At 58.1% G+C, this 13,397-nt stretch carries 13 protein-coding genes and 1 tRNA gene; 7 read left to right on the forward strand and 7 right to left on the reverse strand.

Annotated elements, in window-relative coordinates; genetic code table 11:
* Positions 1 to 314 precede the first annotated feature (314 nt).
* Positions 315 to 1,118, forward strand: a complete 804-nt coding sequence (locus tag ACK3SD_RS03790) for an endonuclease/exonuclease/phosphatase family protein (RefSeq protein WP_137762329.1) — start codon at positions 315 to 317, stop codon at positions 1,116 to 1,118.
* Between the two features lie 57 nt (positions 1,119 to 1,175).
* On the opposite strand, the gene mltD is transcribed toward ACK3SD_RS03790, so the two are convergent.
* Together mltD and gloB are read right to left on the reverse strand one after the other, a co-directional pair.
* Positions 1,176 to 2,546: a murein transglycosylase D gene (mltD, locus tag ACK3SD_RS03795; protein WP_481126814.1), complete on the reverse strand. Its 1,371-nt coding sequence runs from the start codon at positions 2,544 to 2,546 to the stop codon at positions 1,176 to 1,178.
* 70 nt (positions 2,547 to 2,616) lie between these two features.
* A complete protein-coding gene (gene gloB, locus ACK3SD_RS03800) occupies positions 2,617 to 3,372 on the reverse strand; it encodes a hydroxyacylglutathione hydrolase (protein WP_481126815.1) in 756 nt (251 codons plus the stop codon).
* A 42-nt stretch (positions 3,373 to 3,414) separates the two neighbouring features.
* Between gloB and ACK3SD_RS03805 the strand changes: the two genes are divergently transcribed.
* Positions 3,415 to 4,134 carry a methyltransferase domain-containing protein gene (locus ACK3SD_RS03805; protein ID WP_481126816.1) on the forward strand — a complete coding sequence of 240 codons (720 nt, stop codon included), beginning with the start codon at positions 3,415 to 3,417 and terminating at the stop codon, positions 4,132 to 4,134.
* On the opposite strand, the gene rnhA is transcribed toward ACK3SD_RS03805, so the two are convergent.
* Positions 4,131 to 4,595, reverse strand: coding sequence for a ribonuclease HI (gene rnhA, locus ACK3SD_RS03810; protein WP_481126817.1), 465 nt, complete (start codon positions 4,593 to 4,595; stop codon positions 4,131 to 4,133). The two genes, ACK3SD_RS03805 and rnhA, sit on opposite strands and share 4 nt — an antisense overlap.
* Before the next feature lie 55 nt (positions 4,596 to 4,650).
* On the opposite strand from rnhA, the gene dnaQ reads away from it, so the two are divergent.
* Positions 4,651 to 5,382, forward strand: a complete 732-nt coding sequence (dnaQ, locus tag ACK3SD_RS03815; protein ID WP_137762334.1) for a DNA polymerase III subunit epsilon — start codon at positions 4,651 to 4,653, stop codon at positions 5,380 to 5,382.
* Positions 5,383 to 5,517: 135 nt separating this feature from the next.
* Positions 5,518 to 5,594, forward strand: a tRNA-Asp gene (locus ACK3SD_RS03820).
* Positions 5,595 to 5,640: 46 nt separating this feature from the next.
* Here ACK3SD_RS03820 and ACK3SD_RS03825 read toward each other — a convergent pair.
* Positions 5,641 to 7,155: an NCS1 family nucleobase:cation symporter-1 gene (locus tag ACK3SD_RS03825; protein WP_481126818.1), complete on the reverse strand. Its 1,515-nt coding sequence runs from the start codon at positions 7,153 to 7,155 to the stop codon at positions 5,641 to 5,643.
* Positions 7,156 to 7,350: 195 nt separating this feature from the next.
* On the opposite strand from ACK3SD_RS03825, the gene ACK3SD_RS03830 reads away from it, so the two are divergent.
* The 3 genes from ACK3SD_RS03830 to puuE are packed head-to-tail and all read left to right on the forward strand — an operon-like array spanning position 7,351 to position 9,822.
* Entirely contained in the window at positions 7,351 to 8,082 is a 732-nt protein-coding gene (locus tag ACK3SD_RS03830; RefSeq protein ID WP_481126819.1) for a GntR family transcriptional regulator, read from the forward strand.
* A 3-nt stretch (positions 8,083 to 8,085) separates the two neighbouring features.
* Entirely contained in the window at positions 8,086 to 8,835 is a 750-nt protein-coding gene (gene hpxA / locus ACK3SD_RS03835; RefSeq protein ID WP_481126820.1) for an allantoin racemase, read from the forward strand.
* Positions 8,836 to 8,859: 24 nt separating this feature from the next.
* A complete protein-coding gene (gene puuE / locus ACK3SD_RS03840; protein ID WP_481126821.1) occupies positions 8,860 to 9,822 on the forward strand; it encodes an allantoinase PuuE in 963 nt (320 codons plus the stop codon).
* A gap of 33 nt (positions 9,823 to 9,855) precedes the next feature.
* On the opposite strand, the gene nrdF is transcribed toward puuE, so the two are convergent.
* Genes nrdF through nrdI form a run of 3 tightly spaced genes read right to left on the reverse strand, consistent with a single transcriptional unit; the run spans position 9,856 to position 13,396 of the window.
* Complete coding sequence (gene nrdF / locus ACK3SD_RS03845; protein WP_481126822.1) at positions 9,856 to 10,833, reverse strand: class 1b ribonucleoside-diphosphate reductase subunit beta; 978 nt, start codon at positions 10,831 to 10,833, stop codon at positions 9,856 to 9,858.
* A 26-nt stretch (positions 10,834 to 10,859) separates the two neighbouring features.
* Positions 10,860 to 13,010, reverse strand: coding sequence for a class 1b ribonucleoside-diphosphate reductase subunit alpha (gene nrdE / locus ACK3SD_RS03850; RefSeq protein WP_137762340.1), 2,151 nt, complete (start codon positions 13,008 to 13,010; stop codon positions 10,860 to 10,862).
* On the reverse strand, positions 12,986 to 13,396 hold the full coding sequence (gene nrdI, locus ACK3SD_RS03855) for a class Ib ribonucleoside-diphosphate reductase assembly flavoprotein NrdI (RefSeq protein ID WP_137762341.1): 411 nt from the start codon (positions 13,394 to 13,396) through the stop codon (positions 12,986 to 12,988). Before nrdI ends, nrdE begins: the two co-directional genes overlap by 25 nt.
* Between the last annotated feature and the right edge of the window lies 1 nt (position 13,397).

The following is a 13,397-nucleotide window of genomic DNA, read 5'->3' on the forward strand; positions in this document are numbered from 1 at the left end:
ATACAGCCTCTATTTTTGAAACGTCATTTCAATATTGTGTGAATCATACTCAGTTATCTTAAGTGAGGAGGATTTTCGCCCTTACTCTGTTAGCAGGATCACAATTTATTCTCACCTTATTAGTCTACCGATCTCTCCTCTCTAGATTGTGGCATTCGACTAGGGGGGAAGGGAGGGGGGCTACCGATCGCGCCGTTAGCGCCCGGTGGCGGCAAAACAGGTTTTTCCTGTGCTGACTCTATGCGTATACTCAGACTTATACGGCTGGGTATTAAAGCCAGCCAGCCCCATTATGTAAGGGAGAAAGTTTCAGCGTGCGGAAGAAAACATATGCAATGAGGTATGTTGCCGGACAACCAGTTGAACGCATCTTTCCTGGTGCGGTAGCGCAATTGGGGCAGGCCTTGCCGCCTGGCGAGGCGTTGCCAAACTCACAGATTCTGCGCGTGATGGTGTGGAATATCTTTAAGCAGCAGCGGGCCGAGTGGCTCTCGGTGCTGAAAAACTTTGGGAAGGAGGCGCAGCTTGTGCTCTTACAGGAGGCTCAAACGACGCCTGAGCTGATTAAGTTCGCCACCTCGCACTATTTGGCAGCTGATCAGGTACCCGCCATTTCCTTGCCACAGCACCCCTCGGGTGTGATGACGCTGGCCGCGGCTCATCCAGTCTATTGCTGTCCTTTGCGTGAACGGGAACCATTGTTACGTTTGGCTAAGTCGGCCTTGATTACCGTCTACCCGCTGCTAAATGGCCAATTGCTGATGATAGTGAATATCCATGCCGTCAATTTCAGCATCGGTGTAGATGTTTACAGCAAGCAACTGGGGCCGATTGGTGAGCAGCTGGCTTCCCATCGCGGCCCGGTCATTATGGCCGGGGATTTCAACGCCTGGAGCCGGCAGCGTATGAATGCGCTATTCAATTTTGCCCGTGATGCCGGGCTGGCGGAAGTCAGCTTTACGGATGACCATCGTCGGCGCGCATTTGGCAAGCCGCTGGATTTTGTATTCTATCGCGGCCTGGACGTTAAAACGGCCTCTGTGCTGGTGACGCGAGCGTCGGATCACAACCCCTTACTGGTTGAATTTGTTCCGCAAGAGGGTGGGGAAGAGGGATAGAGACATAAAAAAAGCATCCCGAAGGATGCTTTTTTAAGAACTCAGTGGATATCTGACTTAGGTATCTGGCGTCATTTTGTTGTTCACAAACAACGTCAGTTTGTCACCCGGCTGCAGGTTATTGGAGATAGTATTCCAGCGCATAACATCGCTGATATTCACCCCATGACGTCGAGCGATACTCGCCAACGAATCCCCTTTGCGCACCTGATAGGTGATGCTGCCAGCTGACGCCGTGCTGTTGTCAGCAGTCTGCAAGCTTTGGCCCACCTTGACCACGTTAGAGCGGCCCAGTTTGTTCCAACGCTGCAAATCACGCGTTGTCACGTTCAGTCGCGCAGCAATCGCAGACAGGGTGTCACCCGGACGCACTTTATAAGTGGAACCGGAAACCGTGCTGTTCTTGGCCAGTTTGGTCTCGACGGCGGCAATGTCACTCTCCGCCAGCGAATCCTTCAACTGATCAGCATGGGCTTTCGGTACCAAAATATAGTGCGGGCCGTTTGGCGCCGTCACACCTTGCTTATAGCCGGTGTTAAAGGATTTCAGCTTAGTGAGCGACATGCCAGCCATCTCGGCTGCCTGAGTCAGCTGCATCTGCTGACCTACCTCTACACGGGCAAGAGCACGGCTCTCGTTCGCTTTCGGCAGGCGGATCCCATATTGTTTGCTATGCTTAAGAATATCACTAAGCGCTAACATCTTCGGAACATAGATGGACGTCTCATGGGGGAGCGCCAATGCCCAGAAGTTTGTTGGCCGACCTTTCGCTTTATTCGCTTTAATTGCTTGCATAACGCGGCCTTCGCCGCTGTTGTATGCTGCGACGGTCAGCAACCAGTCGCCATCAAACATGCGGTTAAGACGCTGCATCATGTCAAGCGCAGCCGTTGTCGAGGCCACCACATCGCGGCGACCGTCGTACCACTGGTTCTGTTTCAAACCATATGTGCGACCCGTGCTCGGTACAATCTGCCATAGCCCTGCGGCATTGGCGGAAGACGTAGCCCTGGGGTCAAAAGCGCTCTCCACTATGGGTAGCAGTACCAGTTCCATCGGCATCTTACGTTGCTTAATCTGCTCGACAATCCAGTACATGTACGGCTCTGCCCGTAATGTTACATCGTGGAGATAGCTCTTCTGTTTTAAATAACGCTTTTTTTGATCGCGGATCCGGGTGTTATCCGGAATTTCCATCTTCAGCTCGTCGCTAATGAAGTTCCACAAGTCCTCTTGCTGCGCAATGTCATTGTCACTGCCCAACCAGCGTGCCGTGGTCTCTCGACCGGCTCCTGTGTACTCTCCTGCTTCACCTTGACCAGCTGAAGACAAACTCTGTGCGTGCTGTTCTGGTGGCATCGCGTCCTGCCTGGACGCCTGGCAACCCACTAGCAACACGGAGGCGAGTAGTATCGCTTTAGCCTTCATGTGTGTGTCAATAGTCGCTTAAAAGACGTCCGATAATACTTTGCTTCCCCAAACAACACAAGAAAAAGGTTCAATAACTGTCTTTCCGCTCGCGTAAACGGGCGAAAACTTGCCAAGGCTCACTAACTGGTAAGATAAATCCTAATTTCTTTTGTAAATCAGTATCATGGCAACGTAAAAATAGGTTAATTTTGTGCTCTAAATTGAGGGTTGTAGGTACTGTTGGTAGCCCTTTTTTACGTGTTTCTTGCACTTGTTGACGGTATGTTTCTATATCGCGATCAGTGGGTAAAATATGATGCGCAAAGTTAAGATTACTGAGGGTGTACTCGTGTGCGCAACATACTAATGTATCTTCTGGTAAAACGGTTAACTGTTGAAACGACTGGTACATTTGCTGTGCGGTGCCTTCGAAAAGTCGTCCGCAACCGCCTGAAAACATCGTGTCACCACAGAACAGATAAGGCGCACTGTAGTACGCAATGTGGCCTAATGTGTGCCCTGGCACCTCGAAAATCTGGTAGGTTTGCTGCCCTACCGTGATATCGTCACCCTGTTTCAGAGTATTCTGAGTAAACTTGCTGGCGGTTTCCTGCGGGCCATAAAGAGTAACCTGCGGATAGCAATCAATAATCTCAGCGACGCCGCCCACATGGTCATGATGGTGGTGCGTCAACAAAATGGCAGTGGGTATCAGGTTTCGCTGGCGCAGCTCGGCCAGCACCGGTGCCGCCTCGCCAGGATCGACAATAATGACCGTACCCTGCTGGTCATCAAGCAACCAAATGTAGTTATCCTGTAGAGCGGGAATGCTGATAAGATTCATAGAACACCTCGTTGGCAAACGCTTGAAAGAAGATAATAAAACATGCAAACCCTGCCGCCGTCCAACACTCTGTACCTGCCGCGCTCCTGGGAAGAGATTCCTCGGGGCGAGGCATTTCGCGCCGCGCTGGAGCAGCAGCTGCAGCCGTGGTGGCCAAAAATGTATGGTTATCATCTGCTAAAGCTTGGCAACCTGAGCGCTGGCATCGACAGTGAAAAGTGCCCGATTTCTCATCAGGTCAACGTAGGGCTGTGCGGCGAGGGGCTACAGGTGCTGGCCGATCCTGTCCAACTGCCGTTTGCCGAAAAGTCCGTTGATGCCTGTTTGATCGCCCATACGCTGGCCTATGCGCGCGATCCGCATCGCATTCTGCGCGAGGTGGATCGGGTGTTGATTGATGACGGCTGGCTGGTGATGACCAACTTTAACCTGTTCAGTTTGCTGGGTGTGGGAAAGCTATTGCCGTGGGTACGCCATCGGCAGCCGATGGCGGCGCAGATGTTTACCCAGATGCGGCTGCACGACTGGCTTGGCTTGCTGAATTACGAAGTGATGTATCACTCACGGGTACATGTGTTGCCGTGGGGTCGGCAGGGCGGAAAGATGCTGAGCGCCCATCTGCCGGCGTTGGGGTGTGTGGGGGTGATGGTGGCCCGCAAACGGACTTTGCCATTGACGCCTACGGCCAAGCGCGTAGGCCTGCGTAAGCCCAGCCTGAGCCGGGCCGTGGGTGCCGTAAAGAGTTACCGCGACCTGCCTTAGGCTGGCTGGTAGCCGATATCCTCAAAGCTGGGCGCATTGGCGGCGGTGCGTGCCAGCTCATCGCAACGCTCATTCTCCGGGTGGCCGGCATGGCCTTTGACCCACTCCCAGGTAATCTGGTGGTGAGAGATGGCGGTATCGAGCCGCTGCCAGAGATCGACGTTCTTCACCGGTTTTTTGTCCGCGGTTTTCCAGCCGCGCTTCTTCCAGTTATGGATCCAGCCGGTGATTCCCTGACGCACATATTGGCTGTCGGTGCTGAGCACCACATCACAGGGGGAGGTGAGTGCCTCCAGCGAGACGATGGCGGCCATCAGCTCCATCCGGTTATTGGTCGTGAGCCGGTAACCGGCGCTGAAACACTTTTCATGCTGCTTGTAGCGCAAAATCGCGCCATAGCCACCGGGACCGGGATTGCCAAGGCAAGAACCGTCGGTGAAAATTTCTACCTGTTTACGCATCTCTGGTAGACTCTTCCTTCAATGTAAAAGCCAAGTCTGACACAAAACCAACCCTATGAGCACTGCAATTACACGACAGATTGTTATGGATACGGAAACCACCGGCATGAACAAGCTGGGGGTGCATTACGAAGGACACCGTATTATTGAGATCGGTGCGGTTGAAGTGATCAACCGCCGCCTGACTGGACGCAATTTCCACGTCTACCTGAAGCCAGACCGACTGGTTGACCCAGAGGCATATGGCGTTCACGGCATCAGCGATGAGTTTCTGGCGGACAAACCGACCTTTGCGGACGTCGCTGACGAGTTCCTCGACTTTATCCGCGGCGGCGAGCTGGTGATCCATAACGCATCGTTCGATATCGGCTTTATGGACTACGAGTTCGGCATGTTGAAGCGTGGCCTGCCGAAAACTGACACCTTCTGCACCATCACCGACAGTTTGTTGATGGCGCGCAAGCTGTTTCCCGGCAAACGCAACAACCTGGATGCGCTCTGCGATCGCTACCAGATTGACAACACCAAGCGTACGCTGCACGGCGCACTGCTTGACTCCGAGATCCTGGCGGAAGTTTATCTGGCGATGACCGGCGGCCAGACCTCGCTCTCATTTTCGATGGAGGGGGAGAATCAGGCGCAGAACACCGAGCAGGGCATCCAACGCATTGCGCGCCCAAGTAGTGGGCTGACCGTGGTTTACGCCAGTGATGAAGAGGTTGTTGCCCATGAGTCGCGCCTCGATCTGGTGATGAAGAAGGGCGGAAGCTGCCTGTGGCGCGGTTGAATTTTCCGCGTCTTGCAGCATTAATCGGCGGATTGTGGAAAAAGCGTGCAAACGAATCTTTTTAAAAGAAAAAGCATTGACGGATGCACGGGCTGACCGTAATATTCGCCTCGTTCTCAACCGGAACAACAGCGCGGTGCGGTAGTTCAGTCGGTTAGAATACCGGCCTGTCACGCCGGGGGTCGCGGGTTCGAGTCCCGTCCGCACCGCCAACTATTCAGAAGCCCTGAGTTAGCAATAACTCAGGGCTTCGTCGTTTTAGCGCGTCTCTTCCCCCATCCTCGCCTGTAGGTAAGCTGGCGCTGCGGCCGTTGCGGCCTCGCGGCGTGCAATCAGCCGATACGCCCCGCCACCTAACATTACCCCAATAAACCAGCTAAAGTTCGCTACCGCGTGCAGCCCCGGTGTGAAGCTTATTACCAACCCAATCGCCACCGCTGGCAGCAGCGCGGCAATCGCCTTCGGGTTAAAGCCGTTGCGATACCAGTAGCGCCCGGCGGGCGTGGCGTTGAACAGGTCATCCGTATGCACCTGGCCACGTTTTACCAGATAGAAATCCGCCACCAGGATGCCAAACAGCGGCCCGATAAAGGCACCCAGCACATCCAGCGTATAGTGGATCAGCTCTGGCGACTGGAAGAGGTTCCATGGCGTCAGCAGCACCGAGCCAACGGCGGCGATCATCCCGCCGGTACGGAAACTGATCTTCTGCGGCGCACAGTTAGAGAAATCAAACGCTGGCGAGACAAAGTTCGCCACGATGTTGATGCCGATGGTGGCGGTAATCATGGTCAGCAGGCCAATGGCCACCGCCAGACTGTTGCCGACGCGGCTGACCGTCTCAATCGGGTCGGTGATCATCTGGCCAAACAGGCTCTGCGTTCCCGACACAATCACCACCGTCACCACCGAAAAGAGCAGGAAGTTGAACGGCAGCCCCCAGCGGTTGCCGCGGCGGATCTCCTGCATGTTTTTGCCATAGCGCGAGAAGTCACCAAAGTTCAGCAGCGGGCCGGAGAAGTAGGAGACCACCAGCGCGGTGGCGGTGATCATCTCCCAAGTCTGCTGGCCGGGTGTCAGCACCTTGCTGGAGAGGGTAAAGGAGAGGTTATCCAGCCCGGTCTGGTAGAGGATCCAGCCGGCCAGCGCCAGCATCACCACATAGACCGCCGGGCCTGCGACGTCGATAAAGCGTTTGATGGCGTTCATGCCGTGCCAAAACACCATGGCTTGCAACAACCACATGATGCCAAAGCAGATCCAGCCCAGCGTCGATAGCCCCAGCCACTGGCTGTGGGTCAGCGGCACCAGTGAGGGATAGAACTTCAGCAGCACCAGCATCAGCGCGTTGGCTGCCAGATAGGTCTGGATACCGTACCACGCGAAGGCGATCAGCCCACGGATCACCGCCGGGATGTTGGCGCCGAACACGCCAAACGCCTGACGTGAAATCACCGCATAGGGCACGCCAGCCATCTGGCTCGGCTTCGCCACCAGATTGGCGCACAGCTGCACGATGCAGATGCCCACCAGCAGGCAGATCAGCACCTGCCAGCTCGCCAGTCCCAGCGTGAAGAAGCTGGCGGCCACCACATAACCCCCCATGCTGTGTACATCAGACATCCAGAACGAAAAGATGTTGTACCAACTCCAGCTCTGGTTTTTGGTCGGGGCCAGATCCTCGTTGCACAGCTTCGGGCTGTAAAAGGGCTTGATGCTGGCGGCATTGGGCCGGGTATCACTCCCGGCGGCATGGGTTTCCAGATTTGGCATAAAACGTGCTCCTCTACAGGACAGGCCACTTTTGAGGGTGTCAGGCGCGAGCGCCCGAATACAAAAACAGTGGCAGCAACGGTGCAGGATCCAGGCCAGATTTTTAAAGCTAAGTAAAAAAGGTGTTCTTTTTGTATACAGAATGGAAACGCTCTGTATACGATTTGAGCAATAAACGGTATACGGAGTGACGCGATGACAAGCTGGGACGGGCTGAATTCAGCCTACTTCACACTGGATAAGGACGATCACATCTTCAACGCGCTAGTGACATCAATTGTCGAGCACCAGCTACTGCCGGGCAGCAAATTGCCCGAGGAGGCGCTGGCCGAGGTATTTGGCGTCAGCCGCACCGGCATCCGCCGGGTATTGCAGCGCCTTGCCGCAGTGCAATTGATCACCCTGACGCCCAAGCGTGGTGCGCAGGTCGCTACGCCAGACATCGACACCTCGCGCGATCTGTTCGCCACCCGGCGAATGCTGGAGTGCGCCAACCTGCCAGCGGTGGTGGCCCACTGCCAGCCGCCGCATCTGGCGGCGATGCGCAAAATCGTCAGCGAGGAGCAGCAGGCGCATGAGGCGCACGACGGCGCGGCGGCAATCCGGCTCTCGGCGGCCTTCCATGTGCAGTTGCAGGCCATCTCCGGCAACGCGGTACTGACCGAGCTGGTCTCCCAGCTCACGCTGCGATCCTCGCTGGTGGTGGCGGCATGGGGCGCGCCCTGGCAGCAGGGCTGCCGCTGTCTTGACCACGATGCCCTGCTGGCGCTGCTGAAAAAGCGCGATGTTGACGCGCTGGTGGCCCAGATGCACCGCCACTTTGACGCCATTGTCGGCAGCCTGCGCTTCGAACCAGCAGGCGATACCCTGCCGGACTTCGCGCGTATCTTCGCGCCGTTCCAGGCGACCCTACCGAGTAAGGAGTAAACCATGCCTCCCCGTCCATTAGTGATTCAGGTGATCAATCCCAATACCAGCGAGGCGATGACCGCCACCATCGCCGCCGCCGCCCGCGTGGTGGCCGCGCCGGGCAATGAGATTCTGGCAGTCTGCCCGCAGGAGGGCGCGCCCTCGATTGAAGGCCATTTTGATGAGGCCGTGGCCGCACTGGGGGTGCTGGAGCAGGTGCGGCTGGGGCGTGAGGCGGGGGTGGATGGGCACATCATCGCCTGTTTCGGCGATCCCGGCCTGCTGGCGGCGCGGGAGTTGGCGCGCGCGCCGGTGATTGGCATTGCCGAGGCGGCGATGCACTTCGCCACGCTGGTGGCCACGTGCTTCTCCATCGTTACCACCCTGCCGCGCACTCTGGTGATTGCCCGCCATTTGCTGCATCAGTATGGCTTCGAGCGCCACTGCGCCGGGCTGCACGCCATCGACCTGCCGGTGCTGGCGCTGGAGGATGGCAGCGGCGTGGCGCAGGAGAAGGTGCGCGCGCAGTGCATTCAGGCGATCGAGCGTGATGGCAGCGGGGCGGTGGTGCTGGGGTGCGGCGGCATGGCGGATCTGGCGCGCCAGCTTACCCATGAGCTGGGGGTGCCGGTGATCGACGGCGTCAGCGCCGCGGTCAAGATGATTGAGGCGCTGGCGGCGCTGGGGTTGCGCACCAGCAAGCAGGGCGATCTGGCCTATCCGCTGGCGAAGCCGCTCTCCGGGCGCTTTGCCGGTTTGAATGAACGGTAATTTTTTCCATCACAAGGAGTGGTTATGCACGATAACCGACGAGAGAGCCAGCCCGACTATGCCTTTACCGAACACTACCCGCGTGACCTGATGGGTTACGCCGGCAAGCCGCCCCACGCCAATTGGCCGGGCGGGGCGCGCATCGCGGTGCAATTTGTCCTGAACTACGAGGAGGGCGGTGAAAACCACGTCCTGCACGGCGATGCCGGTTCGGAGCAGTTTCTGTCAGACATCATTGGCGCGGCCAGCTACCCTGAGCGCCATATGTCGATGGACTCCCTTTATGAATATGGTTCGCGCGCGGGTTTCTGGCGTATCCATCAGGAGTTTGTGCGCCGCGGCCTGCCGCTGACGGTGTTTGGCGTGGCGATGGCACTGGCGCGCAACCCGGCGGTGGTTGAGGCGATCAAGGCAGCGGAGTATGACGTGGTGAGCCACGGCTGGCGCTGGATCCACTACCAGCAGATGGAGGAGGCGCGCGAGCGCGAGCACCTGACGCAGGCGGTGGCGATCCTAAAGGATCTGTTTGGCCGCGCGCCGCTCGGCTGGTACACCGGCCGCGACAGCCCAAACACCCGTCGGCTGGTGGTGGAGCACGGCGGCTTCCAGTATGACAGCGACTACTACGGCGACGATCTGCCGTTCTGGAGCGAGGTCACGCTCAGTGACGGCCGCCGCGCGCCGCACCTGATCATCCCCTACACCCTGGAGGCGAATGACATGCGCTTCGCCTCGCCGCAGGGCTACAACACCGGCGAACAGTTCTTCACCTACCTGAAAGACAGCTTTGACGTGCTCTATGCCGAGGGCGAAACCTCGCCAAAAATGCTCTCCATCGGTATGCACTGCCGGCTACTGGGGCGGCCGGGGCGGTTCCGCGCGCTGCAACGCTTCCTCGACTATATCCAGCAGCATGAGCGCGTCTGGATCTGCCGTCGGCAGGATATCGCCGACCATTGGTGCGCCGTGCACCCCTACCAGCCTTGACCCGTGGCGCTGGCCCGAGGGCCAGCGTCAGGATCAGAAATCCCAGTCCTCATCCTCGGTGTTGACCGCTTTGCCAATCACATAGGAGGAGCCAGAGCCAGAGAAGAAGTCGTGGTTCTCGTCGGCATTGGGTGACAGCGCCGACAGGATCGCTGGGTTGACCTCCGCCATCGCCGCCGGGAACAGCGCCTCATAGCCGAGGTTCATCAGCGCCTTGTTGGCATTGTAGTGCAGGAACTTCTTCACATCCTCGCTCCAGCCGACGCCGTCATACAGCTCTTCGGTGTAGCGCAGCTCATTCTCATACAGATCCTGCAACAGGTCGTAAGCCTGCGCCTTCACCTGGCGGCGGCGGGCCTCATCCACCTGCTGCAAGTTCTTCTGGAACTTGTAGCCGATGTAGTAGCCATGCACCGCCTCATCCCGGATGATCAGCCGGATCAGGTCGGCGGTGTTGGTCAGTTTGGCACGGCTTGACCAGTACATCGGCAGGTAGAAACCGGAGTAGAACAGGAACGACTCCAGGAATACGCTGGCTACCTTCTTCATCAGCGGATCGCCGCCCCGGTAGTGCGAGAGTACGATCTCTGCCTTGTTTTGCAGCGTGCGGTTCTGCTCGCTCCAGCGGAAGGCGTCATCCACGTCGGTGCTGGAGCAGAGCGTGGAGAAGATGGAGCTGTAGGAGCGGGCGTGCACCGCCTCCATAAAGCTGATGTTGGCGTAGACCGCCTCCTCATGCGGGGTGATGGCATCCTCCATCAGCGCCGGTGCGCCCACCACGTTCTGCACCGTATCCAGCAGCGTCAGGCCGGTAAACACCCGGATGGTCAGCTGCTGCTCCTGTGGCGTCAACGTCGCCCAGGAGGGGATGTCATTGGAGAGCGGCACCTTCTCCGGCAGCCAGAAGTTGGCGGTCAGCCGGTTCCACACCTCCAGATCCTTGTCATCCTCGATCTGGTTCCAGTTGATCGCCTTGTGTATGCGCCGTGCTGGCGCGACTAAAACACTCATCGTTATCCCTTAATTCGTTGCGCCGGTCAGAGCGTGCAGGAGACGCAGCCCTGCACCTCGGTGCCTTCCAGCGCCATCTGCCGCAGGCGGATGTAGTAAATGGTTTTAATGCCGCGTTTCCAGGCGTAGATCTGTGCCCGGTTGATGTCGCGGGTGGTGGCGGTATCGCGGAAGAACAGCGTCAGCGACAGCCCCTGATCCACGTGCTGCGTCGCCTCGGCATAGGTGTCGATGATCTTCTCCGGCCCAATCTCATAGGCATCCTGGTAGTACTCCAGGTTGTCATTGGTCATAAAGGGCGCCGGGTAGTAGACGCGGCCAATCTTGCCCTCCTTGCGGATCTCGATGCGCGACACAATCGGGTGGATGCTGGAGGTGGCATTGTTGATATAGGAGATGGAGCCAGTCGGCGGCACCGCCTGCAAATTCTGGTTGTACAGCCCGTGCGCCATCACTGACGCTTTCAGCGCCGCCCATTCGGCGACCTGCGGGATGTGGATGCCGGCCTGCTCAAACAGCGCCTTCACACGCGCGGTTTTCGGCTGCCAGCGCGGCTCCAGGTACTTGTCGAAGTAGGCGCCGCTGGCATAGGCGGAGTGCGCAAAGCCGCCGAACTGCGTCTGCCGCTCAATCGCCAACTGGTTGGAGGCGCGCAGGGCGTGGTACGCCACGGTATAGAAGTAGAGGTTGGTGAAGTCCAACGCCTCTTCCGAGCCGTAATAGATGCGCTCGCGCGCCAAATAGCCATGCAGGTTCATCTGCCCAAGCCCGATGGCGTGGGAGCTGTGGTTTCCCTGCTCAATCGAGGGCACCGAGCGGATGTGGCTCATGTCAGAGACCGCGGTCAGCGCGCGGATCGCCGTCTCCACCGTCTGGCCGAAGTCCGGCGCGTCCATCACGTGGGCGATGTTCAGCGAGCCGAGGTTGCAGGAGATATCCTTGCCGATGTGCTGGTAGGAGAGATCCTCGCCATACTCGGTGGCGCTATTGACCTGCAAAATCTCCGAGCAGAGGTTGCTCATGTTGATGCGGCCAGCGATCGGGTTGGCACGGTTCACCGTATCCTCAAACATCATGTAGGGATAGCCGGACTCAAACTGGATCTCCGCCAGGATCTTGAAGAACTCACGGGCGTTGATCTTCTTCTTGCGGATGCGCTTGTCCGCCACCATCTCACGGTACTTTTCGCTGACCGACAGCTCCGACAGCGGCACGCCATACACCTGCTGCACGTCATACGGCGAGAAGAGGTACATCTCCTCATTGTTCTTCGCCAGCTCAAAGGTGATGTCCGGGATCACCACGCCCAGCGACAGCGTCTTGATGCGGATCTTCTCGTCGGCGTTCTCGCGCTTGGTATCCAGGAAACGCAGGATGTCCGGGTGGTGCGCATGAAGGTAGACCGCGCCGGCCCCCTGACGCGCGCCAAGCTGGTTGGCGTAGGAGAAGGCATCCTCCAGCATCTTCATGATCGGGATGACACCCGAGGATTGGTTCTCGATGCGCTTAATCGGCGCGCCGGCCTCGCGGATGTTGGTCAGCATAAAGGCCACACCGCCGCCGCGCTTGGAGAGCTGCAACGCTGAGTTGACCGAACGGCCGATGGACTCCATGTTGTCCTCGATGCGCAGCAGGAAGCAGGAGACCAGTTCGCCGCGCTGCTTCTTGCCGCAGTTGAGGAAGGTAGGGGTGGCTGGCTGGAAGCGGCCACTGATGATCTCATCCACCATCTTCTGCGCCAGCGCGGTGTCACCCTGTGCCAGCGTCAACGCCACCATGCAGACGCGATCCTCATACCGCTCCAGATAGCGCTTGCCGTCGAAGGTCTTCAGCGTGTAGCTGGTGTAGTACTTGAACGCGCCCAAAAAGGTCTGGAAACGGAACTTATGGGCGTAGGCCTGGCGGAACAGCTGTTTGATAAAGGCCGGCGTATAGCGCGCCAGCACCTCCTGCTCGTAGTACCCCTCCGCCACCAGATAGCGTAGCTTCTCCTCCAGGTTATGGAAGAATACGGTGTTCTGGTTAACGTGCTGGAGGAAGTAGTGACGGGCGGCGAGCCGGTCTTTATCAAACTGGATCTGTCCCTGCTCATCGAACAGGTTCAGCATCGCGTTCAGCGCGTGGTAGTCCGGGCGCTCAAGCGCCGGCTCAGTCAGAGCGAGTTCTGTCGCTGCCAAAATGTGGTCACTCCGTTAATGACGTTATCGACATCGCCCGGCGTACCGAGCAACTCAAAGCGGTAGAGAAGGGGCACCTGGCACTTCTGCGCCACGATCCGGCCAGCAATGCCATAGGCCTCCCCAAAATTGGTATTGCCAGCGGCGATCACCCCGCGGATCAGCGCGCGGTTCTCCGGCTGGTTCAAAAAGCGGATCACCTGTGGCGGCACCGCGCCTGCCATCCCGCCGCCGCCATAGCTCGGCACCACCAGAATATAGGGCTCATACACGCGCAGCGGCTCCCGCTGGCGCGCCAGCGGAATGCGGATGGCCGGCAGTCCGAGTTTGCCGATAAAACGGTGAGTGTTCTCGGAGCTGCTGGAGAAGTAGACCAGCGGGTGCATC

This window comes from Chimaeribacter sp. YP20170169, assembly GCF_056739715.1.

Excerpts from the sequence above, each read along its gene's own strand:
- mltD (WP_481126814.1), bottom strand. The coding sequence starts at position 2,546 with ATGAAGGCTAAAGCGATACTACTCGCCTCCGTGTTGCTAGTGGGTTGC.
- gloB (WP_481126815.1), bottom strand. The coding sequence starts at position 3,372 with ATGAATCTTATCAGCATTCCCGCTCTACAGGATAACTACATTTGGTTG.
- ACK3SD_RS03805 (WP_481126816.1), top strand. The coding sequence starts at position 3,415 with ATGCAAACCCTGCCGCCGTCCAACACTCTGTACCTGCCGCGCTCCTGG.
- rnhA (WP_481126817.1), bottom strand. The coding sequence starts at position 4,595 with ATGCGTAAACAGGTAGAAATTTTCACCGACGGTTCTTGCCTTGGCAAT.
- dnaQ (WP_137762334.1), top strand. The coding sequence starts at position 4,651 with ATGAGCACTGCAATTACACGACAGATTGTTATGGATACGGAAACCACC.
- ACK3SD_RS03825 (WP_481126818.1), bottom strand. The coding sequence starts at position 7,155 with ATGCCAAATCTGGAAACCCATGCCGCCGGGAGTGATACCCGGCCCAAT.
- ACK3SD_RS03830 (WP_481126819.1), top strand. The coding sequence starts at position 7,351 with ATGACAAGCTGGGACGGGCTGAATTCAGCCTACTTCACACTGGATAAG.
- hpxA (WP_481126820.1), top strand. The coding sequence starts at position 8,086 with ATGCCTCCCCGTCCATTAGTGATTCAGGTGATCAATCCCAATACCAGC.
- puuE (WP_481126821.1), top strand. The coding sequence starts at position 8,860 with ATGCACGATAACCGACGAGAGAGCCAGCCCGACTATGCCTTTACCGAA.
- nrdF (WP_481126822.1), bottom strand. The coding sequence starts at position 10,833 with ATGAGTGTTTTAGTCGCGCCAGCACGGCGCATACACAAGGCGATCAAC.
- nrdI (WP_137762341.1), bottom strand. The coding sequence starts at position 13,396 with ATGCACCCGCTGGTCTACTTCTCCAGCAGCTCCGAGAACACTCACCGT.